Below are 23,866 nucleotides of genomic sequence, written 5' to 3'. Positions count from 1 at the left end.
GCGCGCGCCTGTTGCTGCAATTCGGGGGAAATCATGCGCCATCTCTGTCTGGCCGATCGTCGTGTGGCGGCCGGCCTGTTCTGTCTTGCCGCGGCCCTGCCCGCACCGGGCGAAGCCGAGGATGTGCAACGCGGTGCCATCACCGGACGTGTCACCGACGTCAGCGGCAAGCACGGCTTCGACAACGCCAGCATTCGGCTCGACAGCCTCGATCGCGAGATCACCACGCGCTCCGGGGGCTATTTCTATATCGATGATCTGCCGGCCGGGCACTATCATCTGACCGTCAGTTATCTGGGTGGCATGACACGCGAGGCCGACGTCGATGTCGATGCCCGCCATACCAGTTCGACTACCATCCGTATCGGCGCGGCCGCGCCCATCGACGAGCAACCGGTCGCCGCAGCAGCTCCGGCCGGGGGCGCCACGGCGACCGCCGCGGCCGGCCCTGCGGCTGCCGCCCCGGCCACGGGAACGGCCGAGGCCGAAGCCCCGACGACTCATCTGTCGGATCTGCTCGTGATCGGTCAGACCGCCAATCGCGCGGCCGCGCTCAACGCCCGCCGCTCGGCCGATACACTGGTCAACATGCTCTCCGACGACGCCGTCGGCGATTTTCCCGATATCAACGCCGCGGAGGCCGTGGCCCGGGCGCCCGGCGTCAACGTCGAGCGCGACCAGGGCGAGGGCCGGTTCGCGGTCATCCGCGGTATCGCCCCGCAATACAATTCGACCCGGATCAACGGCGTCCATATCCCTGGCACCGAGGCCGGCTCGCGCGCCGTCAATCTCGACGTGATTCCGTCCGACCTGATCGGCTCGGTGGATATTCACAAGGCCGTCACGCCGGATATGGATGCCGATGCGGTCGGCGGGGACATCGACGTGAACACGCTGAGCGCCTTCGACGTCGGCCATCGCCAGCTCAAGCTCAAGCTCGGCGCGAACTACAGCGCACGACGCGACAAGGGCGCACCGGATTTGTCGGCGACCTACAGCGATCTGTTTTCCATCGGCGGCGACCGTGACAATCTCGGCGTGGTCCTGGCGGTGGTCGAGGACGATCGGGATTTCGCCTCCGATGGCATAGAGACCGGCGACGGCTGGTTCGAAACCGAAACGCCGCGCGGCGACACGGTGCGCGCGCTGGAATCCGGCGAACAGCGCGATTATCTGATTTCGCGCGATCGGACATCGGCCGCGCTCAACGTCGATTTCCACCCCACTGACGCCAGCCAGTACTACTGGCGCTCCCTCTACAGCCGCATGGCCGAGCACGAGAACAAGCGCGTCAACATCTACAACTTCGACGAGGGCGAGACCGTCGCGCTGTCCGGCGATGCTGGCCGGTTTCGCGATGCCAACATCGAACGCGAGGTCGAGTACAGCAACAAGCGGCTCAACATCTTCACTACCACCCTCGGCGGCGATAACGATCTCGGCCCCTGGCATCTCGACTACAACGCCGCCTATACACGCACCGGCGAGGATTCCGGCGACCCGGAGATCGACGGCACGTTCGTCGCCGACGGGCTCGATATCGGCTACGACCGGCACGGCGACGCCGAGCAGCCGCGGTTCTTCGGCAATGCGGCGGCCGACGACGCCTCCCGCTATGTGCTCGATGATCTGGCCGAGGAGGCCGTGGACAACACCACCGAAGAGATCGCCCTGGCCTTCAACGCCCGTCGCAACCTGCGTCTGTTCGGACATGCCGGCCACTGGAAGGCCGGCTGGAAGACTCGCCTTCGCCATGCCACCAATGACGTCGAGGCCACCGCCTACGAGGCGTTCGACGATGTCTCACTGGCCGGACTGGACGACACCCACGTGCACTGGCCCAAGCGCGGTGACTTCGGCCCACAGGTCGATACCGGCGATTTTCGTGAGTTCTATCATGACAACAAGGATGCCTTCAGCGTCGACGAGGTCGAGTCCGATGTCGACAGCCGGGCCGAGGATTACGATATCCACGAGGACATCCATGCCGGCTATTTCCTGGGCCAGACTACGTTCGGCCAGCTCGATGTACTGGCCGGCGTGCGCGTCGAGTACACCGATTTCTCGGCTGACGGCACCCGCGTGACCGAGGACGAAACCGACGGCGGCCAGCCCGCCCTGTCGACGCTCTCGCGCGACAAGGATTACGTGAATGTCTTTCCCGGCCTGCATCTGAAATACCACGTCACCGATCGTCTCGAGATTCTGGCGGCGGCCACGCGTACGATCGCCCGGCCGAGCCTCGAGGAGGCCGCGCCGACGCAAAGCCTGGAGATCACCCGCGAGGCCGACGACAGCCTCGAGCGCAACGCCGAGATCGGCAACCCGGATCTCGAACCGCTGACTTCAAACAATTTCGATCTGCGCGCGACCTACTATCCGGGTCGAGTGAGCGTGTTGTCGGCCGGCGTGTTCTACAAGGATATCGACAACTTCTTCGTGACCGCCGACACCGCTGGCAGCGCCCCGTTCGCCGATTACGATGAAGTCCGTCAGACCGTCAACGGCGATAGCGCCCACGTCGTGGGCGTGGAGCTGGAATACACCCAGTCGCTCGCCTTTCTGCCGAGCCCGTTCGACGGCCTGTTGTTCGATGCCAACTACACCTACACAGACAGCGCGGCCCACCTGCCCGGGCGCGACAAGACCATTCCGCTGCCCGGCCAGTCCGACCACAGCGCCAACGTCTCGCTCGGCTACGAGAAGTCCGGTTTCGATGTCCGAGTCGCCGCCAAGTATCGCAGCGCCTTCTTCGACGAGGCCGGCGACTACGACGATCCGCGCTTCGATCGATACCAGGACGACCATGTCCAGATCGATCTGTCATCCCGGTATGCGCTAACCAACCATCTCTCGGTCTATTTCAACGCCGTCAATCTCAACGACGAGCCGCTCTACGCCTACTTCGACTCGCCGGGCTACAACGCACAGCACGAATCCTACGGGCGCAGCTATCAGTTCGGCTTCAAGGCCCGTTTCTGATCCATTTCATGCCATTCGCGACAGGGAGAATTCCAATGCGCCACACGACCATGCTATCCGGCCTGCTCACAGGGCTTGCGCTGCTCGGCGCCGGCCCGGCCACAGCACAAGCAACGGCCGACGCCGCCGATGAAACAACGCCCACCCAGCTGGTGCCGCGTTACATGACGCTGCGCGACGAACCGGCCAACATCGATTCCGTGGCCGCCTGGCACGACGGCCACGGGCGCCACTGGCTGCTGGCCACGGCCAAATCGACCAACGAAGTCCGTGTCTACGACGCCGACAATGGTGCCCCGATCGCCAGCGTCGGTCGCGGCGACGGCGTGGACCTGGCACGACCCAATGGTATCGCCGTGGCCGACGACATGGCCTTCGTGGTCGAACGCGACCATGCCCGCGTGAGCGTACTGGCCCTGCCCTCGCTCCAGCCCATCGGCCAGTTCGGCGCCGATCATCTCGTACGCCCCTACGGCATCTGGATCGGGCCAGCCAACGCCGACGGCCAGCGCCAGGTCGTGATCACGGACGATTACATCAACGCCGACGATAGCCGCCCGGCCGATGCCGCGCTCGATCATCGTCTGCAGACCTACCGTATCGCCCGCGACGGCGATACGATCGCCGCGCACTGGCAGCATGCCGCCGGACCGACCCGGGGCGACGGCGTCCTGCGCAAGGTCGAATCGATCGCCGGCGATCCCGCCCACGACCGCCTGCTCGTCTCCGACGAGGGCGCATCGCAACGCGATATCAAGATATTCGACCTGGCCGGGAAATTCACCGGACAGACCATCGGGCAAGGCCGTTTCCAGCAGGACCCGGAAGGCATCGCCCGCGTGAACTGCGGCCACGAGGCGGGCTACTGGATCACCACCGATCAGGGCGATGCACGCAATCGGTTCTATGTGTTCGACCGCAACGATCTGACCTATCGCGGCGCCTTCGAAAGCCCGGCCGTGCGCAACACCGATGGCATCGGCCTCACCCAGACGGCCATGCCGCATTTTCCCGACGGTGCCTTGTTCACGGTCAACGACGACGGCAACGTCGCTGCCTTCGACCTGGGCACGATCTCGCGACAACTGGGCCCCGCGGCCTGTCGCGACGATGCCTCGACCCAGGCCGGCAGCCAAGACGCGGCGTGAGCGGGTGACACGTCGGCGGCCGAGACATGGGGCCCGTGCCGTCTGGCCTGAAGATCCATCCAGCCCGAACGCGGGGCATCGGTCGGCCCTGTCATCGTTTAGGGAACCTCTGATCTATTCATCTACGGTCGCGCCGGTGTCTTTTGCGCGCGTCTGACAAGACGCCGCGAGCGCCGTTTGCTGAATGCAAATGAGCGAGCGGCAACGCCGCTCAGGCGCGCGCAAAAGCCCGGCCGCCAAGCGGTTTGTCCCAAAAGGCCGCGCTACGGCGTTGCATGGCTGGATCATAGAGTGGCTATGACGCGGCGCCATGCGCCTTGTATCGTGGCCTTTTGCGACTCAAACGCGACCGTGGATGAATAGATCAGAGGTTCCTTAGGCTGGCCCGATGCTCGACAACACTTGCATCGGTATCGACGGCTGCCCGGCCGGTTGGGTGGCCGCGAGACGCGACACCGTCGTCGTACGGCGTGATCTACTCGCGCTGCTGGATGAACTCGGCGCCGAACACGACATCCCGGTCGTGGCCATCGACATGCCGATCGGGCTGGCCAGCCACGGCCGCCGTGAATGCGATGTTCGCGCCCGACAAAGCCTCGGCGGCACGCGGGGATCGAGCATCTTCTGGACCGCGACCCGTGACGCCGTGCACGCCGATACCGAGGGCATGTCCCCACGCGCGGCCCAGCATCACGCCAGCGATCTGAACGCCGCTCGCGGGGCCGGCCGGGTTTCGGCCCAGGCGTTCAACCTGTTTCCCAAGATCCGGGAAGTCGAACAGGCGCTCACCGAGCGACCCGCGCTGCGCGAGATCGTCCACGAGATTCATCCGGAGCTGGCATTCGCCTGCTGGCAAAGCGGCACCCCGGACGATCTGCAACCCATGGCCCATCGGAAGAAATCCGGCCTGGGCGCCCATGATCGGCTACGACTGATCTTTCGCGACTACGGCCGCCAGGCGTTTGAGCAGGCCCGTCAGGCGCATGCGGCCACACGTGTCGCCGATGACGATATCGCCGATGCCTATGCCGCGCTCCATTGTGCCGAACGCATCGCCGCGGGCCGCCATGTCACGCTGCCGACGGACCCGCCGCCCTGCGATGCGATCGGCCTGCCGATGCGAATCTGTATCTGACGTGCATCGAGGCTGCCCTGCGGTCCCGGGTCGCAGATCGCTCGCCCACGACCTGGCTCAATCCAATAGCTAACAGACCCGGCGCGCGGCGCATGCTCGAATGACGTCACGCACGCCGCAGCGGCCGGTTCCAGCTGGCCGTGCGATGACGCGCGATAAATATTAATCCGGCACCAAAACAGCTGACGACGTCAGCTGTTTTCAACGCCATCGAAAAATAAAAGCCGGCACTTGTCCGTCTTTTTATTTTCAATGGCTTCACGGCCGTTGGCCGTGGCGCGCGTGCTTTCGCACACGCGCGTTATCAACCCGAAAAATCATCTATTTTTAGGCCGGGTTAATAAAACAAGCGCCAACGAGGAGACACCGTGAAACCATCCACACTGCTTCGCTCACTTGCGATGGCAACGAGCCTGGTCGGCGTACTGGCCGCCGGCGCGGCCAGCGCGGCACCAGACAAGGCCAACATCGCCATCGTCGTACGCGATTTCTCCAACCCGTACTGGCAGGCGCTGCGCGACGGTGCCATTGCCGAGGGCAAGAAACTCGGCGTGCCGGTGACCGTTCAGGCCGGCAGCAACGAAACGGACACGGTCGGTCAGAACAACAAGATCTCGACCATGGCCAACCAGCCGTTCAATTGCTACGGCGTGGTCCCGGTCAACGGCACGAACGTCATCACACCGCTTCTGCCCATTTCCCGTCGCGGGACGCCAATCATCAATCTGGATACCGCGCTGGACGAAAAGGCCGTCAAGCAATCCGGGCTCAAGCTCGCCGCGTTCATCGGCTCCGATAACCGCGAGGCCGGCCGGATCGCCGCCCGTCACATGCTCGATGCGCTCGATGGCAAGGGCCAGGTCGCGATTCTGGAAGGCATTCCCGGCGAACAGAACGGCATCAACCGTGAGACCGCCTTTCGTAATACGGTCAAGGGCAAGCTCGATATCGTCCAGGCCACGCCGGCCGATTATCAACGCAACAAGGCGCTGACGAAGACCGAGGCCATGCTGCGTGCCCACCCGGACATTACCGGCATCTTCGCGGCGAACGACTTGATGGGGCTCGGGGCCGCCCGCGCCGTGCTCAACGCCGGCAAGAAAGGCAAGGTCACGGTCGTGAGCGTCGACGGCGTGACCGAGGCCATCAAGGCGGTCAAGAACGGCACGCTGGACGCCACGATCTCGCAGTATCCCTATGCCGAAGGCCAGATGGCCGTTCAGGCCTGTCTGAAGCTGGTGCAGGGCAAGCCGGTGCCGGACGATATCACCTCGCCGATCAAACTGATCACCTCGGACAACGCGGCGGCCGCGCTCAAGGCTTTCCCGAAACCGTTCTTCGATTTCAAAGACCCGTTCGGCACCCCGTAATCCATGGCCTCGACCGCTCTTGCCAACCGCTTCGGCGATCGTCTGCGTGACCCGACGTTCTGGGGTGACAACGCGGCCTTGATCGGCCTCGTGCTGATCGGGGCCGCTTTCTCCCTGCTCTCGCCCTATTTCCTGACCTGGGGAAACATCACGGCACTGCTCGTCTCGGCCTCGATCCTGATCGTGCTGGCCAGCGCCCAGCAGTTCACGATCGTGGCCGCCGGAATCGATCTGTCGATTGCCGCGAACCTGCCGTGGTCGGCGGTCGTGTTCGGGCTGACCTACAACGCCGGCTGGGGTACGGCAGCGGCAATCGGCGCAGCGATCGCCGCGGGTGCGGCGGTCGGCGTGATCAACGGGCTGATCATCGCACGACTGAAGGTCAACGACTTCATCGCTACGCTAGGCATGCTGGGCGTAATGAGCGGCGTCGCCCTGATCGCCTCGAACGGCCAGTCATTCTCGGTGTTCAGCCCCTTTCTGCAGACGCTGGCGCTCGGCTCGCTCGGGCCGGTCCGCTATTTCTATCTGATCGCGCTCGTCGTGGTTCTGGCCGCCCACATCATTTTTCGCTACACCGCGTTCGGCACGCACGTGCTGGCCACGGGCGGCAATCGCGATGCGGCGCGCAACATGGGGATCGCTGTGGGCGCCATGCGCATCGCGGTCTATGCCATCAACGGAGCGCTTGTCGGCGTCGCCGCGGTCTTGCTGGTCGCCCGCACCGGGGGCGCCGATCCGGCGATCGCCACGGACGAGCTCCTCAGTTCCATCGCCGCCGTGGTGCTCGGCGGCTCGAGCCTGTTCGGGGGCCGTGCCTCCATGCTCGGTACGGTCGCCGGCGCGCTCGTGCTGACCACCCTGCTCAACGGTTTCACCCTGTTGCAGGTGTCGTCGTTCTACCAGCCGATCGCCGTCGGCATCGTGGTGATCGCCGCCGCGGTGCTCAGTCGGTTCCAGCAATGAGTGCGGCCACGTATCCCGGCCCGGTCCTCGAAGTCCGGGGGCTGACGAAATCGTTTGGCGCCGTGCAGGCATTGTCGGGTGCCGATCTGAGCTGCATGCGCGGCCAGGTGACCGCACTCGTCGGGGACAACGGGGCCGGTAAATCGACCCTCATCCGTTGCCTGACCGGCGTCCAGCCCTTCGACGACGGCGACGTGCACTTCAACGGACAGCCGATGCGTCTGTCCTCGCCCACCGAGGCCCGCAGCCGCGGCATCGAAACGGTCTATCAGGATCTTGCACTCGTCGAGGACCTGACGGTCTGGCAGAACATGTTTTTAAACCGGGAGCTCAAGCGTGGCCTCGGGCCACTGCGATTGCTCGACCGGCGTCGGATGATCGCCCAGAGCCAGGCCCATCTGGAACGGCTGCTGGTCAACATGCCCCCGGTTCGGTCTCGCGTGCGGCGGTTGTCCGGCGGCCAGCGGCAATCGATCGCCATCGGCCGGGCAGCCAGCTGGGGCTCGACGCTCGTGATCATGGACGAACCGACCGCCGCACTCGGCGTGCGCGAACGGGACGCCGTCGAGCAGCTCATCGCGCGGCTGAGGGCCGACAACATTGCCCAGCTGATCATCAGCCACGATCTGGAACAGGTCATGCGTGTGGCCGACACCGTATGGATCATGCGACGCGGCCGGACCGTGGGCCACTGGCGGACCGCCGATATCACTCGCGAGCGGATCGTCGCAGCGATCACCGGTGCGAACGGCAGCGATCCGGCTGCGCGAGGCGACCGTCTGTGATCGAATACCCGAAAGTCAGCTCATCCGCTTCGTTCAGAAAGGCCGCTCGTTGATGTTCGTTTGCTCTTCTTTCTTCTGTCATCCATCGCCGCTCGGGCGAATCGCATGATCATCGTCGCCGGCAGCGCCAATATCGATCTTGTCGCCCGCGTGTCTCATCATCCAGCGCCCGGGGAAACGCTGACGGCGTCGGATTACGCCGTCCACGACGGTGGCAAGGGAGCCAATCAGGCCGTGGCTGCCGCCCGCGTCGGCGGCGACGTTCGCTTCATCGGCGCCGTTGGCAGCGACGACTTCGGCACCCGCATCCGCGAGACGCTCGACCGCGAGCATATCGACACACGCGGCCTTGCCACTGTCTCCGGGGCCAGCGGCATCGCTCTGATCAACGTCGACGACGCCGGCGAGAACTGCATCGTCGTCGTGCCCGGCGCCAATGCCACGCTCGAGACCATCGACGATACGACCCTGTTCACCGACGCGCGTGTCGTGCTCACGCAGCTTGAAACGCCGGCCACCTTCGTCAACGCCACGCTGACGGCCGGCCGCGCCGCCGGTGCCGAGACCATCCTCAATGCCGCCCCGGCCGTTCCGCTCGCCACCTATGCCACCGAGGCGCTCGACTGGCTGATGGTCAATGCCGGCGAAGCCGCGATGATCGGCGACACCGACGAGCCGGATGATATCGATGCTGCCGCGGCACTGGCCGCCAGACTGTCGCAACGCTACGACGTGGGCGTGGTCGTCACCCTGGGCGGCAACGGTGCGCTCTGGCATACGACGAGCGGCGAGACAGGCCGCGTCCCGGCAACATCCGTGGCCGTGGTCGACACCACCGGTGCCGGCGATACCTTTGCCGGCGTGTTCGCCGCGGCTCGGGCCGAAGAGCGGCCCGTGGCCGAGGCCGTACGCCGGGCGGTGACGGCCGGCGGGCTGTCAGTAGGCGCAGCCGGCGCCCGGGCCGGCATGCCGGTGCAAGCGGCGCTGGATGCTGTCTTGCCATAGGCAATCGAGCCATAGCACAGCACGGCATCGCCGACGGGGACACCCCGACGAACCAGCGGTCAAACCGCTGTCGCGCGATTTCAGGGATCAGCGGCCTCGGCTTTCGGGTTTCAGCATCTTCTGGCCGGAACCGATCAACAGCAAGGCGAGAGCCGATAGAACGGCGCTGCCCACAAACGTTGCCGTGATGCCGAAATGGTCGAGCAGCGTGCCGCCGAGCGCGGCACCGATAAGGATCGCGCTCTGAATGGCAGCCACGATAAGGCTGCCGGCCGACTCCGGCACGTCATCCATGTTCTGCGAGATCCAGGCCATCCAGCCGACCGACATGGCAGTATTCATGGCCCCCCAGACCGCCAGCAGCAGAGCGGCGACCAGCACACTCTGGCCGAAACCCAGCAGTGCGAGCGTCACCAGGCCCATGACGGTCGGCAAGAGCTGCAATAGCCGGATGACATGACCGTTGGCCAGTCGCCCGCCGAACCAGGTGCCGATGAAACCGGCGCAGCCCAGCACCAGAAACAGCACCGACAATACCGTCACGTCCACATCCGTGACATGTTCCAGGAACGGGCGCAGATAGGTGAACATCGAAAACGCGCCCGCGAAAGTGAAGATCACGGCCGCGATACCCCGCGTGAAATACGGACGTTTGAGGACACCGAGCAGGGCCGACATGGTCTGGCGACTGTGCGAGGGTAGCGACGGCAGGCTGATTAGCTGCCAGACCAGATTGATGGCCACCAGCGGCACCAGGGCCCAGAACACACCGCGCCAACCGATCAGCCCGCCGAGATAGCTGCCAATGGGCGCAGCAAAGGCAGCCGCAACAGCCTGGCCGGTATACATGGTTGCCAGCGCGCTCGAAACCTTGTCCGGCGGCGCGAGCCGCATGATGACGGCCGTGGCGAGAGCCCAGAAGCCGCCAATACAGATGCCGAGCAACGCCCGCGCGATCATCAACACGATGAAATCAGGCGCGATGGCGATCAGAACCAGCGAGACCAGCATGCAGCCGGTCAGCGCGACGAGCACCCATTTCCGGTTGAGTCGGCCCACCACGGTGGTGATCAGCAGGCTCGCCGCGACCGCGAAGAAGCCGCTGATCGAAATGGCCTGCCCCGCCTGACCTTCGGTGGCATCGAGCCCGTGAGCGATCGGTGTCAGAAGGCTGACCGGCATGAACTCGGACGCGATCAGCATCGCGACACAGAGCGTCATGGAAAACACGGCGCCCCAGGCCGTCGATCGTGATGATGTCATGCGGTTTTGCCTTGTCGTCTCGAGGTCGGGTGATACGTCGTCCGAGTCCGCGCCAAGCCCTGTGTTTCACGCCAGGATGAGGCAGCGCCTACACCACGCTGTGGTTCTGCGCTGGTGTGCGGGAGCACGGTATTGCCATCGTGTTGTCGATTCCCGGGCGCCGGCGCGACGCGTGGGCCGCCCAAGAGCCATCGCCGCGAGTCGCCCGGCAGCATGGCCGGTCTGGATCGGGGCGCCGCGATCGCCGATTCGCACCTTCTGGAAAACCTTTGTGGGCGAACACGGCACGCTTGGACGACCCATCGACCGGTCTAACCCGCCGTCGCAGGCCGGCTCCGCGCCGTGGCGCGTCGTCAGGTCGCACCGATTGATTCAATACGCGCATTCTAGAGACACGAAAAACTCGAGCAAGCCGCCTATTCTGATGACATCCATGAATGAAAATCATGCCTGGATTGGCGAACGGCGTCTTGTCGTCAGCTAGGGTCTGTTATTAACCCGGCATAAAAATAGATGATTTTTCGGGTTGATAACGCGCGTGTGCGAAAGCACGCGCGCCACGGCCAACGGCCGTGAAGCCATTGAAAATAAAGAGACGGACAGGTGCCGGCATTTATTTTTCGATGGCGTTGAAAACAGCTGACGTCGTCAGCTGTTTTGGTGCCGGATTAATAACACTTCGCACGTGACCGCGTTGCCGCCCAAAAACCGGCCAGGCAAGGCGCATGGCGCCGACCTTGGTCATGCCAAGGTCAAGCCGTGCAACGCCGCATGGCCGGTTTTTGGGCGCAACCCGACAGGACGGCGGTCATTTTTCCGCAATCCGGCGTTGTCGCTCGCTACGGCAGAATGACACGCTATGCCTGCTACGCCTCGTCTTGCCGCAGAACAGCGCTTGACGCGGACTCTCACGAAACATCAACAGGCCCTGGGCTTCACGCGGCGCGAGACGGAGATCGACGATGCAACGCGATGATTGGGGCGACCTGGCTGTGTTTGCCGCAGTCGCCGAGGAGATGAACTTCACGCGGACGGCCGTCCGGCTCGGCATTTCGCAGTCGGCCGTCAGCCATACGATCCGGCGACTGGAGACGTCAGTCGGACTCAAACTGCTCAACCGAACTTCCAGGCGGGTCAGCCTCACCGACGCGGGCGACAAGCTGTTGGCAACCCTTCAGCCGGGCCTCGCCCGGATCGAGTCCCGTATCGAAGAGCTCCGAGCGCTCGGCGATGCACCGCGCGGCCGTGTCCGACTGACCGCCAGTAAAGCGGCCGCGCGTACCGTATTGATGCCTGTGTTATCCCAGGTCGTGCGCGATTATCCCGACATACAGATCGAGCTGAATGTGGATGCCAGGCTCTCGAATCTGGCCGAGGAGCGTTTCGATGCCGGTATCCGGCTCGGCGAATTCGTCGGTCCGGATATGATTGCCGTACCCGTTGGACCACCGCTACGGATGGCCGCCGTCGCAACGCCCGATTATTTTCGAGCTCGCGGCCTCCCCGAGCACCCGTCTGATCTGGACGCGCATGATTGCCTGGCGTTGCGGTTTCATCCGCACGCGACGACCTATGCCTGGGAGTTTGAAAACGCCGGCGAGGAAATCGTCAAACCGGTTTCCGGCCCGTTCATATTCAGCGAGGGCGATATCTGCATCGAAGCCGCCCGGGCCGGGCACGGTATTGCCTTTGTCACCGAACCGGAAGTGATCGACGCTATCGAAAGCGGCGCGCTCTGGCGCGTGTTGACCGACTGGTGTCCGCCGTTCGAGGGGTACCACCTGTTCTACCCGGATCGGCGCCGCGTCAGCTCGGCACTGCGTTTGGTCATTGATCGGCTCAAGCAACCCCATTCGTAGGCCGTCTTGCTGTCCTTGGCCGATCGGCCCCGTCATCACGTTGGACTGGCACGCAATCGCTCACGCAGCCGCGGCTTGAGAAAATCGATCAATGCACGGGTTTTCTGGGGTATCGGCGTCTGGCCCGTGTGTATCAGGCTGGCAGGCCAGGTCGGCGGCTCGAAGGATTCGAGGACCGTTTCCAGCCGCCGGGCCGCGACGGCGTCGGCGATCTGATAAGACAGCACCCGGGCGATACCACTGCCCTGTTCGGCGGCGGCGATCACGCCTTCAGCGGTCGTGATTGTCAGGCGGGGCGCGATGGCCTCGGTCACGCCCTGCCCCGCGTCGTTGAACCCCCACGCGTGGCGCTCATTCGGGGCCCCCATCGCGATGCACTGATGCTCCGCAAGGTCGCGTGGATGGCCGGGGCGACCGGAGGCCGCCAGATAGGTCGGGCTGGCACAGCAGACGCGGCCGATTCGCCCGACGGGCACGGCAACCATGGCACTATCGGCCAGCGCGCCGATTCGGAGCGCGATATCGACGTGTTCGTCCATCAAGTGCACGAGACGGTCGACCAGCATCAACCGGATATCGATCTCCGGGTAGACCCTCATGAAATCGGTGATCAGCGGTACGACATGCACGCGCCCGAAGACGATCGGCGCGGTCATGACCAGCGACCCGCGCGGCGCTGCATATTCGCCGCGCACAGCCCGTTCGGCATCATCGACCTGTTCCAGGATGCGCCGACACGCCGCGACATAGGCCGCCCCCGCCTCGGTCAGCTCGGTATGCCGCGTCGTGCGATTGAGCAGGCGACTGCCCAGATGAGTCTCCAGATCGCCGATCTGGCGATGCACGGTCGACAAGGGCATGCCAAGTCGTCTTGCCGCGGCCGAGAGATTGCCCGCTTCGGCAACCGCGATCAGCAGCGACATCGCCCTCAGCCGATCCATGCCTTTCCGATAATCGGGATGGTATTTCCCGATATTGCCCGGTTATCCGATAAACCGAAAGACCGTATCGTCAGTCGCCATCACCCATGACGGCGCGCCCATCGCGCCGGCAAGGAAACGCGATGCCTGGTTTACGGATTTCGGGACAGCGCCTCCTCGCCCCGGCATGACAGACGCCCGGAACACCGGAGATCGCCGCGCGTTCCGAGCTGCCTGCCCCGGCATCGCGCCACCTCTAAAGGCTCGAACGATCCGAACATGCAAAGCCCCATCAACCGCCCCCGCGAGATCACCATGACCGATATTCGACATCGCACCCGCCATATCGACGGCATTGACATCTTTTATCGTGAAGCCGGCACACCCGGCGCCCCGAAGCTTTTGTTACTGCACGGCTTTCCGACATCGAGCCATATGTTTCGGGACCTGATTCCGAAGCTGGCCGATCGCTATCATCTGATCGCCCCCGATCTGCCGGGCTTCGGTCGATCGGATTTCCCGAAAGAAAACCGCTTCGCCGCATTGGCGGCCTCGATGGCGGCCTTCACCGAGCAGGTCGGCTTCGACCGGTTCGCCGTCTATGTCTTCGATTTCGGCGCCCCGACCGGGTTTCGACTGGCACTCGATCATCCCGAACGCGTCACGGCCATCATCAGCCAGAACGGCAATGCCTACGAGGACGGCCTGGGTGATAGCTGGCATCCGGTGCGTGCCTATTGGCAGGACCCATCGCAGACCAACCGCGAGGCCTTGCGCACACTGCTGACCGAGGCCACCACGATCTGGCAATACACCCACGGCGTGCCCGCGCCCGAGCGCGTCTCGCCGGACGGTTACACGCTGGACATGCATTATCTGGAACGCGACGGCATGGCCGATGTCCAGCTCGATCTGTTCGGCGACTATCGCCACAACATCGCGCTGTATCCAGCCTTCCAGGATTATTTCAGAACGTACCAGCCGCGTGTGCTCGCGGTCTGGGGACAGAACGATCCATTCTTCCGGCCGCCCGGCGCCGATGCATTCAAGCGGGATGTCCCCGAAGCCGAGGTCCGGTTCTTCGATACCGGCCACTTTGCCCTGGAAACACACGCCGACGAGATCGCGGCCGCGATTCGCGAGTTTCTCGGCTAGGGCGTGTTGATGTGTCGTTCGAGCGCCTTTTCGTCGAGAGACCGCAGCGTGTCCGGCAAGGCTCGCAACGCCGCCGGACGTGATTTGCGGCCCAACCCACGGCCGCGACGATTTCGGGAACGTGCCACGGGCCGCCCGATCAGCGCTGCCCGGCGGCTTCGTCGATGATCTGCTCGAAGGCCGCGACGTCATGGGCGAACCGGCCGAGGAACAGGCCATCGATCGCCGGGCCGATATCGGTGAGTGTGCCCGGCGCCGCACTGCCGCCGTAAACCACCGGCGCCTCGCGATAACCGGCGCTGGCCAGCCAGTCCTTGAGCGCCCGGGCCACACCGGCCACGTGCGCGGCACTGGCCGCCTCGGACTGGCCGATCGCCCAAACCGGCTCGTAGGCCACGACCAGCGGCGTCGGGGTTGCCAGTTCGGACAACGACGCCGCGAGCTGCTTGATACAGAAGGCCGCGGCGGCCTCGACATCGCCTGCCTCCGGTTCGCCGATGCACAGCCATGGGGTCAGCCCATTGCGTACGGCGGCCGCCACTTTGGCGGCGATCACGGCATCGTTTTCGCCGAAGAAGCGACGTCGCTCGGCATGGCCGATCTCGGCGTAGGCCAGGCCCATGTCGGCCAGATCGGCCCCGGAGACCGCCCCGGTGTAAGCCCCGCGATCGGCCCAAAACAGGTCCTGGGCGCCAAAGGCGCAACGTGTGCCCGCACAGGCCGTCATCGCCGGATTCATCGCCGGTAGCGTGGGGAAGATGACGAGATCGACGTCGCCGTCTGTTACGGCCGGGTGGCGTTTCGCGATTTCGGCCGCCGCCGCGCACCAGTCGCGGGTCTGGGGCCGGTCGAGATAGAGCTTGAACGATACGCCGATGAGCACCCGGGTCTCCAACGATGAAAACGGGCGCCTATTATGCGCATCGACCCGGCCGAAACACAGCCGGACCGGGTCGTGCGAACGCGGCGATCAGACCGGGCTGTGGTCGCCGGTCTTCTCGTACTGCTCGATCACCGCGACCTTCGAGGCCGACGAGGAGTTCTCGTCGAAACGATAGGTCAGCCATTCCCGGGCCAGCTTGCGGGCCAGTTCCAGGCCCACGACGCGCTGGCCGAAGCACAGCACCTGGGCATTGTTGGACAACACGCCGCGCTCGACGGAATAACCGTCGTGGGCGGTGACCGCGCGGATGCCTTCGACCTTGTTGGCCGAAATGGCCACGCCGAGGCCGGTGCCGCAGATCAACAGTGCCCGGTCGGCTTCACCGGCAGCGATCTTCTGTGCCGCGGCGATGGCCACGGTCGGATACGGCGTCTTGGCAGCTTCGTCCACGCCCATGTCTTCAACGGAAGCCACGTACTCGCTGGCTTGCATGTCGGCCTTGAGGGCTTCCTTGTACTGATAACCGGCGTCGTCGGAGCCGATGATGATTCGGAGTTTATCGCTCATGATGCGTCCTCATGCAGAGAATCCAGGGTATCGGCGATCGCGTTCACGATCATGGCGAACGAAATCGCACCAGGGTCGGGATGGCCGACGCTCTTGTCGCTGTGATTTTTGGCCCGGCCCAGCTTCGGTTCGAGCTTGGCCGTCGCCTCGGCCGACTGCTCGGAGACTTCGGCGGCCTGCCGCCAGGCCTCGCGCAGCGGCTTGCCGGTCTCGACTTCCGCGCTCAGGGCATCGGCAAACGGCTTCATGGCATCGAACAGAGTCTTGTCACCCAGGCTGGCGCCGCCGAGGCGCGTGATCGCGTCCGTGGCTTCGGCCACACCGTCGGCCACCACAGGTGCCTTGGCATGTTCGGCATCGCCGATGCACTCACCGACGCGCCGCAGGCCGAGGCCCCACAAGGCGCCCGAGGTCCCCCCGGCTTCGTTGGCCCAGGCATCACCGGCTCGCGACAGGACACTGCCGGCGCCGCAGCCTTTTTCAACCGCGCGGCGCGCCGCGGCCAAAGCCGCCGATGCGCCGGTCTGCATGCCGATGCCGTGATCACCGTCCCCGGAGATCGCATCCAGCTTGCCGAGCCCGTCGGCCTCGACATCGATCTTGGCGTGAATGGCTTCGATGACGGCCAGCATGCCTTGTGCGTCAGCCTTGGACTCGGCGCTGGCCTCGGGCGCGCTGTCGTCGACCGCGGCCTCGATATCGGAATCGTCGCGCGGCGTACCGGTCGCGATCGCCTCGCTACGCGTGTAGGCCGGGGTGATCGCCGCGGCGGTCCACACCGCTTCCATCTCGGCGTCCAGCCAGAACAGCGTCAGCGACACGCCGGCCATCTCGAAACTGGTCACCAGCTCGCCGACCTCGGGGTTGACGATGGTCAGGCCCGCGGCTTCGAGCCGCTTGGAGACACTCTTGTAGAGAACGAACAGTTCCTCGTACTTGACCGCGCCAAGCCCGTTGAGCATCACACCGACGCGCGGCGAGGCAGCCTTGCCCGGCTCGCCGGGTCGTTCGCCGAGCAGACGATCGACAAGCATCATCCCCAGCTCGTCGGCACGCGGCAGGTCGACTTCCTCGATGCCCTGCTCGCCGTGGATGCCCATGCCGACCCCCATGCGCCCGGCCGGGACCGTGAACAACGGCTCCGACGCACCGGGCAGCGTGCAGCCCGAGAACGCGACCCCGAAGGAACGCGTCAGATCGTTGGCGCGCTCGCCAAAGGCATAGACCTCGTCGAAGGAATCGCCGCGCTCGGCCGCGATCGAAAGCGCCCGGAAGACCATCAGGTCACCGGCGATGCCACGACGCTGCGCCGGATCCTCGGCCGGGCCGCTGCAGATATCGTCGGTCACCGCCAGACAACGACAGGTGATGCCTTCGGCATTGAGGCGCTCCGCGGCGATGCCGAAGTTCAGGACGTCGCCGGCGTAGTTGCCGAACGACAGGATGACGCCGGCATCCGAGGCCGCGGCCTTGGCCACGGAATAGATCTGCTGGGCAGACGGCGAAGCGAACACGTTGCCCATGGCCGCACCGTGGGCGAGCCCCTGACCGACCAGGCCGGCAAAGGCGGGATAGTGCCCCGAGCCGCCGCCGATGACCACCGCCACTTCGCCGGGGCGCGTGCGCGTCGCGCGAACGACGCCGCCCGGCACCCGGCGGACGAGATCGTGGTTGGCAGCGACGAAACCGTCGATCGATTCATCGACGAAATCGGCGGGGTTGTTGACGAGGTAACTCATGGGTGTCTCCAGAAAAAACGCGGGCCGTCTGGGCCCGCGTGGTCCGTGGCGAATGCGTCGCGCTTACGACTTGTCGGTCATGCTGGACAGCGTGAACGGCGCCACATACTGATCGACGTTGTCCTTGGTGATCAGGATGCAGTCGAACAGCTGCTTTTCGTTCTTGACGCCGGTGTTGCCGTTCTTGATGTAGTGATCGGCTTCCTGGACCGCCTTCTTGGCGAAGACCGCGACCGGCTGCAGCACGGTGTAGGCCAGATCGCCCTTCTTGATGGCGTCGATGGCCGCGGGCGAGCCGTCGAAGCCGCCGACCGTGATCTGGTCGAGCTTGCCGGCTTCCTTGAGCGCCGAGATGGCACCGAGCGCCATGTCGTCGTTACCCGAGATCACGCCCTGGATGCCCGGGTTGGCCTGCAGCATGCCCTGCATCTTGTTGTGGCCTTCCGTGCGGTCCCAGCTGGCAACCTGCGAGGCGACCTGCTTCAGGCCCGGATACTGCGACAGCACCGTCTTGTAGCCATTGGCACGCGTGGCGGCGTTATTGTCGGACGGCGGGCCCTTGAGTTCGGCGTACTTGGCATCGGTCGTGCCCATCGCCTTGATCCACTGCTGGGCACCGAGGGCCGCGCCCTGGGCGTTGTTCGAAACCAGCTGTGCCTTGGCCAGCCCCTGCTGGTTGATCTCCGCGTTGACGATGATGACCGGAATATCAGCCTGAACCGCCTTCTTGACCGAACCGATCGAGCCGTCGGCGTTGGCCGGATCGAGAATGATGGCCGCCGAGTGGTTGGTGATGGCCGTATCGATCTGGTTGCGTTCGGTGTTGGTGTCCCCGTTGTGGGCGACCACGTTGGCCTTGTAGCCCAGCTTCTTGGCCTGCTTGGCGGCCACGTTGCCTTCGGTCTGCCAGTACGGGTTCGACGGGTTGTTGACGATGATCGTCATCAACTTGCCGTTGTCGGCAGCCGATGCAGTCGAGATACCGGCGAAGGCCGTCATCCCGAGCACGGCAGCGGCGGCCGCGGTAGCCAGTTTCTTGCGTAGCATGCTTATCTCCTTGTCGCGTGAGTCGCGTTTTTCTTGCAGAGCGTGTATTGCCCGGCGCGTTCGGATTACGCCCCGGCGCTCGTCGACGCTCCGACCGACGAGGACTTTTCAGTGGTTGCCGTCGATGCGGCCGGCTTGTTGTTATCGCCGCCGGACTTGTTTTTCTGGCCGCGACGACTCTTGTAATCGATCGAGTTCAACAGCACGGCGAGCACGATCACCACACCCGTGAACACCATCTGCCAGTAGTTCGACACGCCGACGATGACCAGACCGTCGGACAGGAAACCGATCACGAAGGCGCCCAGCAGGGTGCCGCGCACGGTGCCGACACCGCCGGCCAGCGCCGCGCCGCCGATCACCACGGTGGCGATCGCGGTCAGCTCGTAGGTCGTACCGGCCGTGGGCCCGGCCGAGGTCAGCTGCGAGGTCAGGACCATGCCGGCAATCGCTGCACAGACGCCCGACAGCACGAAGACCAGCACGGTGACCCGCTTGGTCGGCACGCCCGACAGACGCGCGGCACGGGCATTGCCACCGGTGGCGTACAGCCAGCGGCCGAAGGCGGTGCGATTGAGCGTGACGGCCAGGATCACGGCCACGACGGCCATGATGATGATGCCGACCGGCACATCCAGAATCTGATTGAAGCCGAGCCAGTCCAGCCCGGTATTGCCGAGTTCGGGCTTGCCGCTGAGGTTGTTGTAGGTCAGCCCGTTGGTGATCAGCAGGGCCACGCCGCGCACGGCATACAGGGCACCGAGCGTGGCCACGAACGACGGCACGCGGAAATAGGCCACGAGCACGCCGTTGATCAGACCCACCAGGGCGCCGACGCCGCAGACGAGCAGAAAGACCACCCAGATCGAGGGATAGAGCGTGTAGCCCAGCGGCCCGAGATCGATGCCGTGAATGAAATAGCCGGTCATGACGCCACACAGACCGAGCGTCGAGCCCACCGACAGATCGATGCCGCCGGTCAGGATGACCAGCAGCATGCCCATGCCGAGCAGACCGAAGATCGCCACATGCGAGGTCATGGTCAGCACGTTGTCGACCGTCAGATAGTTCGGCGACAACACGGAGAACACGATGATGATAGCCACGAGGCCGAAGAACGCCCGGCCTTCCAGCAGTAGCGCCAGCGGATCGATCCCGCCGGACAACAGACCGCCGCGGGACGAGCCCGCCTGCCTCGTGCTTGCGCTGGTTTCGCTCATTGTTGGTAATTCCTGGTCGGTTACTTGGGGCCGGACGTCGCCGTCAGTCGGCGGATTCGCCGGAGGCCGCCATGATCTGTTCCTTGGAGACGTCGGGCCCGAATTCGGCCACGATGCGCCCGCGCCCCATCACGATGATGCGATGCGCGATCGACAGACATTCGCTGACTTCCGAGGTCGAATAGACGACGGCCACACCCTGCTTGGCCCGCTCGGAGAGCAGTTTGAAGACTTCGGCCTTGGCGCCGATGTCGATGCCGCGCGACGGCTCGTCCAGCAGAATCACCTTCGGGTGCGTCGACATCATCTTGCCGATGACGACCTTCTGCTGGTTGCCGCCGGACAACGAGCCGATCATGGCGTCCGGGCCATCGGTCTTGACGTGCACGTCGCGGATCGAATCGTCCACGATCGAACGCTCGTCGCGAGAGGACAGAAACAGGTTGCGCACGAACTCGGAAATACTGGCCAGCGACATATTGCGCCCGACCGTCATGCTCTGGACGAGCCCATCGCGCTGTCGGTCCTCGGGCACGAGACACAGCCCGGCGGCAATCCGCTGGGCGATCGAGTCGCGCGAGATATCCCGCCCGTCGAGCAGGATCCGGCCACGCTCGATGGCCGAGCCGCCGGCCAGTGCCTCGAGCAGCTCCGTCCGCCCGGCCCCCATGAGTCCGTAGATACACACGATCTCCCCGGCGGCGACCTCCAGCGACAGATCATCGACCGCGGCCCGGCCGGTCGCGCTGGCATCGGGCACGGTCAACGACTGGACCGACAACGCGGTCTCGCCGAAGGTATAGCCTTCCGGTGGCGAGCCCAGATCGAAGTGATCGCCGACCATGTGACGGACGATCCACGGCAGGTCGATCTGATCTCGTGTCTCCTTGGCGGTCATCGCCCCGTCACGCAGCACCACCGCATAGTCCGTGATCTCGAGCGCTTCCTCGAGATGATGCGAGATATAGACGATGGCCACGCCGCGATCGGTGAGGTCATGGATGACCTTGAACAGCACCTCGATCTCGGACGCCGACAGCGCCGAGGTCGGCTCGTCCATGATCAGAATCCGCGAGTTGACCGACAGCGCCCGAGCGATCTCGACGATCTGCTGCTGGCCGACCCGCAGTTCACCGACCGGCGTCAGCGGATCGATGTCTTCCTCGAGCTCGGCCATGAGCGCTGCGGCCTGGCGGGCTTCCTCGGCGTAATCGACGCGCCCGGCCCGCACGATCTCGCGGCCCATGAAGATGTTGTCGCGCACGCTCATGTTGGGCGACAGCGACAACTCCTGATGGATGATTGAAATACCGCGGTCTCGCGCATCGACCGTCGAGGTGAATGTAACCGACTCGCCGTCGAGAATGAGCTGGCCGTCGGTCGGACGCTCCACGCCCGACAGGATCTTCATCAACGTCGACTTGCCGGCACCGTTCTCGCCGAACAGCGTGGTGACGGTACCGGGGTAGATATCGAAATCCACGCCCTTGAGCGCTCGCACGCCGCCGTAGTTCTTGACGATATCGCGCGCGGAGAGCACCGGCACGGGCTGGTTCTGTTCCCGGGCGAGATCGCTCATGACGACACGCTGAACTTGACCGGCGTCACCAGCCAGTTGTTGTCGATGATCAGCTGGAAGACACCGGTGACATCCACCGTCTTGCCTTCGAGCGCATCACGGTTCACGTCGGCGAGCACTTCCTGCTTCATGGCGTTGTTGATGCCCGACGCCGCGTTCTGATACTCGATCTGGTTCTTGAAGTCGCCGAAGCTGATATCCCCCACGCCGTCACGCAGCGCGGTGCCATTGATCGCCGGGCCGACCTGGACCCGGATCGTCTGCGAATCCGGGACATCCGGCACATCCACGGTGCAGATCCCCGAATCGCACGAGGCGACCTGGCCCTGGAACTTGACCGACAGCACCGGTCCGATCGCTCCGGCCACGCCGTACTTTTCAGTCGCGGCATCCTTATCGTCGGACAGGGCACTGACCAGCTCGGCCGCCGGTGCGGCACGGCCGCTGATCTTGCCCTGGATTCTCGGGAATTCGCTCTTGCCGTATTGTTCGGGCGAGAACTGTTCTGCCCCGGCCCCGATATCGGCGCCGTCGGGCACGACCTTGGTATCCAGGCCCATTGCCACGAGCAGCACGACCACGACGCCGACCCAGATGCCGGTCTTGGTGGTCGATGACATGCCCGGGGATCCAGTGTTGCGGGTTGCCGATGTCATGCGTGTTTCTCCCGGCCCTTGTCGCGGAACCTTTCGAAAAAGGCACCGGGTTCGAGAACCCGGCGGGGCGCGTTCCGGCTTCGACCCCGGAAAGCACGCCCTGGCTAGTCTGGTGATTCGTTCGGCCGGGCGCCCTCGTCGCCCGGCCCGGCCACATCAGCTGTGCGGGTCGATCGCGACCTTCATGGACGCCTCGCCCCGTTCCATCACTTCCAGTGCTTCATGGAACTTGGACATCGGATAGGTGTGAGTGACCACGCCGCGCATGTCGATCTTGCGGCTGGCGACGAATTCAATGGCACGCGGATAGGTATAGGGCCCCAGATGCGAGCCCAGCACGTCCAGTTCCTTGCGGTCGCTGATGATCGACCAGTCCAGGGTGACCTCGCTGCCGAAGACCGAGAACTCCACGAAACGACCGAGCTTGCGCAGCATGTGGATGCCCTGATTGACCGCCGCGTGATGGCCGGTCGCTTCCACGTAGATGTCGCAGCCGTAGCCGTCAGTGATCTCGCGGATCTTTTCATAGACATCCACCTCGGCCGGGTTCCAGACCTCGTGGGCCCCCATCTGCTTGGCGAACTTCACGCGGTCCGGCTTCATGTCGAGCACGATCAGTTTCTTCGGGCTCTGCATCGCGATCTGGCCGATGATGCCAAGCCCCAGCGTGCCGGCACCGGCGACCACGACCACGTCGTCGGGCGTGACCTGGGCGCGGTCGGCGGCGTGCAGCGAACAGGCCAGCGGCTCGACCAGCACCGCCTCCTCGGCCGGCACGTGGTCGGGCACCTGATGCACGATGCCTTCCTTGGTGAAGATCATGTACTGGGCAAACGCGCCGTTGACGTTCGACTGGAAGCCGTACAGGTCGTGCTTGTCGCACATCCAGTACTGGCCGCGGTTGCAGAAACGGCAATCCCAGCAGGGCACGATCTGCTCGGAGATGACCCGGTCGCCGACCGCCACATTCTTGGCCTCACCGGCGCCTTCACCGAGCGCGACCACACGACAGATGAACTCGTGGCCGGGAATCATCGGCGGCTTCACGTAACGCGGCTGGGTATCGTCACCCCAGAAGGACGGCGCGCCGTGATAAGTCTTCACATCCGACATGCAGATGCCGACCAACTCCACGCGGCACAGAATCTCGCCCGGCCCCGGGGTCGGGACTTCGACTTCCTCGAGACGATAGTCGCCCGGCGCATAGCAGACGACGGCCTGCATGGTCTTGGGAATATCACCGGCGGGGGTATCGGCTGCGGGACGATCGATCACATCGGACATGGCGCGGCTCCTTGGCATTGGCAACGGCTGGCCCGGACATTTGTTCACGCACGAGCGCTGAAGGCCGTTCTGATCGCGAACACCGAGTGAACATATGATCATTCGGTATTCATTTGTTTAAGTCCAAACGATAGTAGGCCGGCCCTGTGGGACGGTCAACGCGTCGAGGGGCTTTTCAGACCTAGACTTTCGTATGAGCCATAAATGCCCGCCATTAAGGGGATTATCCGATCGTCTAATACAATTACCGGACGCTGTACTAGACAAAAAGGCCAACCGACGTAACATCCACGGCGATGATCA

General features: G+C 64.5%; 19 protein-coding genes. 9 read left to right on the top strand and 10 right to left on the bottom strand.

Annotation, left to right across the window (positions count from 1 at the left end):
- Positions 1-33 precede the first annotated feature (33 nt).
- The 7 genes from D3260_RS07490 to D3260_RS07460 all read left to right on the top strand — a co-directional run bounded on the left by D3260_RS07490 (position 34) and on the right by D3260_RS07460 (position 9,391).
- Positions 34-2,982 carry a TonB-dependent receptor gene (locus D3260_RS07490; RefSeq protein ID WP_120097966.1) on the top strand — a complete coding sequence of 983 codons (2,949 nt, stop codon included), beginning with the start codon at positions 34-36 and terminating at the stop codon, positions 2,980-2,982.
- A 35-nt stretch (positions 2,983-3,017) separates the two neighbouring features.
- Positions 3,018-4,130, top strand: a complete 1,113-nt coding sequence (locus D3260_RS07485) for a phytase (protein ID WP_120097965.1) — start codon at positions 3,018-3,020, stop codon at positions 4,128-4,130.
- Between the two features lie 388 nt (positions 4,131-4,518).
- Complete coding sequence (locus D3260_RS07480) at positions 4,519-5,265, top strand: DUF429 domain-containing protein (protein WP_120097964.1); 747 nt, start codon at positions 4,519-4,521, stop codon at positions 5,263-5,265.
- A gap of 368 nt (positions 5,266-5,633) precedes the next feature.
- Positions 5,634-6,635, top strand: coding sequence for a substrate-binding domain-containing protein (locus D3260_RS07475; protein ID WP_199671407.1), 1,002 nt, complete (start codon positions 5,634-5,636; stop codon positions 6,633-6,635).
- A gap of 3 nt (positions 6,636-6,638) precedes the next feature.
- Positions 6,639-7,601, top strand: coding sequence for an ABC transporter permease (locus D3260_RS07470; RefSeq protein WP_120097962.1), 963 nt, complete (start codon positions 6,639-6,641; stop codon positions 7,599-7,601).
- Positions 7,598-8,386 (top strand): ATP-binding cassette domain-containing protein, encoded by a 789-nt coding sequence (locus D3260_RS07465; protein WP_120097961.1) that lies wholly within the window; start codon positions 7,598-7,600, stop codon positions 8,384-8,386. The genes D3260_RS07470 and D3260_RS07465 overlap by 4 nt, the downstream gene beginning before the upstream one ends.
- 105 nt (positions 8,387-8,491) lie before the next feature.
- Positions 8,492-9,391 (top strand): ribokinase, encoded by a 900-nt coding sequence (locus D3260_RS07460; RefSeq protein ID WP_120097960.1) that lies wholly within the window; start codon positions 8,492-8,494, stop codon positions 9,389-9,391.
- An 87-nt stretch (positions 9,392-9,478) separates the two neighbouring features.
- On the opposite strand, the gene D3260_RS07455 is transcribed toward D3260_RS07460, so the two are convergent.
- On the bottom strand, positions 9,479-10,654 hold the full coding sequence (locus D3260_RS07455; RefSeq protein ID WP_120097959.1) for an MFS transporter: 1,176 nt from the start codon (positions 10,652-10,654) through the stop codon (positions 9,479-9,481).
- Between the two features lie 962 nt (positions 10,655-11,616).
- Between D3260_RS07455 and D3260_RS07450 the strand changes: the two genes are divergently transcribed.
- Positions 11,617-12,513, top strand: a complete 897-nt coding sequence (locus tag D3260_RS07450) for a LysR family transcriptional regulator (RefSeq protein ID WP_120097958.1) — start codon at positions 11,617-11,619, stop codon at positions 12,511-12,513.
- Positions 12,514-12,548: 35 nt separating this feature from the next.
- Here the strand turns inward: D3260_RS07450 and D3260_RS07445 are convergent, their stop codons facing one another.
- Positions 12,549-13,454, bottom strand: a complete 906-nt coding sequence (locus D3260_RS07445; protein WP_120097957.1) for a LysR family transcriptional regulator — start codon at positions 13,452-13,454, stop codon at positions 12,549-12,551.
- A 294-nt stretch (positions 13,455-13,748) separates the two neighbouring features.
- Between D3260_RS07445 and D3260_RS07440 the strand changes: the two genes are divergently transcribed.
- Positions 13,749-14,588 (top strand): alpha/beta fold hydrolase, encoded by an 840-nt coding sequence (locus D3260_RS07440; protein ID WP_120098070.1) that lies wholly within the window; start codon positions 13,749-13,751, stop codon positions 14,586-14,588.
- A 139-nt stretch (positions 14,589-14,727) separates the two neighbouring features.
- On the opposite strand, the gene D3260_RS07435 is transcribed toward D3260_RS07440, so the two are convergent.
- The 8 genes from D3260_RS07435 to D3260_RS07400 all read right to left on the bottom strand — a co-directional run bounded on the left by D3260_RS07435 (position 14,728) and on the right by D3260_RS07400 (position 23,563).
- Positions 14,728-15,471, bottom strand: a complete 744-nt coding sequence (locus D3260_RS07435) for a triose-phosphate isomerase family protein (protein WP_199671405.1) — start codon at positions 15,469-15,471, stop codon at positions 14,728-14,730.
- An 87-nt stretch (positions 15,472-15,558) separates the two neighbouring features.
- On the bottom strand, positions 15,559-16,038 hold the full coding sequence (locus D3260_RS07430) for a ribose-5-phosphate isomerase (protein WP_120097955.1): 480 nt from the start codon (positions 16,036-16,038) through the stop codon (positions 15,559-15,561).
- Positions 16,035-17,777: a dihydroxyacetone kinase family protein gene (locus D3260_RS07425; protein ID WP_120097954.1), complete on the bottom strand. Its 1,743-nt coding sequence runs from the start codon at positions 17,775-17,777 to the stop codon at positions 16,035-16,037. The genes D3260_RS07430 and D3260_RS07425 overlap by 4 nt, the downstream gene beginning before the upstream one ends.
- A gap of 63 nt (positions 17,778-17,840) precedes the next feature.
- Positions 17,841-18,824, bottom strand: a complete 984-nt coding sequence (locus D3260_RS07420) for a D-ribose ABC transporter substrate-binding protein (RefSeq protein WP_120097953.1) — start codon at positions 18,822-18,824, stop codon at positions 17,841-17,843.
- 65 nt (positions 18,825-18,889) lie between these two features.
- Positions 18,890-20,044, bottom strand: a complete 1,155-nt coding sequence (locus tag D3260_RS07415) for an ABC transporter permease (protein ID WP_120097952.1) — start codon at positions 20,042-20,044, stop codon at positions 18,890-18,892.
- 43 nt (positions 20,045-20,087) lie between these two features.
- The gene (locus D3260_RS07410; RefSeq protein ID WP_120097951.1) at positions 20,088-21,623 is read right to left on the bottom strand and encodes a sugar ABC transporter ATP-binding protein; all 1,536 of its coding nucleotides are present in this window, start codon (positions 21,621-21,623) and stop codon (positions 20,088-20,090) included.
- Positions 21,620-22,243, bottom strand: a complete 624-nt coding sequence (locus tag D3260_RS07405) for a DUF2291 family protein (protein ID WP_120097950.1) — start codon at positions 22,241-22,243, stop codon at positions 21,620-21,622. The genes D3260_RS07410 and D3260_RS07405 overlap by 4 nt, the downstream gene beginning before the upstream one ends.
- Positions 22,244-22,435: 192 nt before the next feature.
- Positions 22,436-23,563: an alcohol dehydrogenase catalytic domain-containing protein gene (locus tag D3260_RS07400; protein WP_120097949.1), complete on the bottom strand. Its 1,128-nt coding sequence runs from the start codon at positions 23,561-23,563 to the stop codon at positions 22,436-22,438.
- Between the last annotated feature and the right edge of the window lie 303 nt (positions 23,564-23,866).

Source organism: Salinisphaera sp. Q1T1-3, from assembly GCF_003602005.1.
Lineage (GTDB): Bacteria > Pseudomonadota > Gammaproteobacteria > Nevskiales > Salinisphaeraceae > Salinisphaera.
The sequence above is the reverse complement of the archived record's forward strand: the minus strand, read 5'-3'. Positions and strand labels throughout refer to the sequence as shown.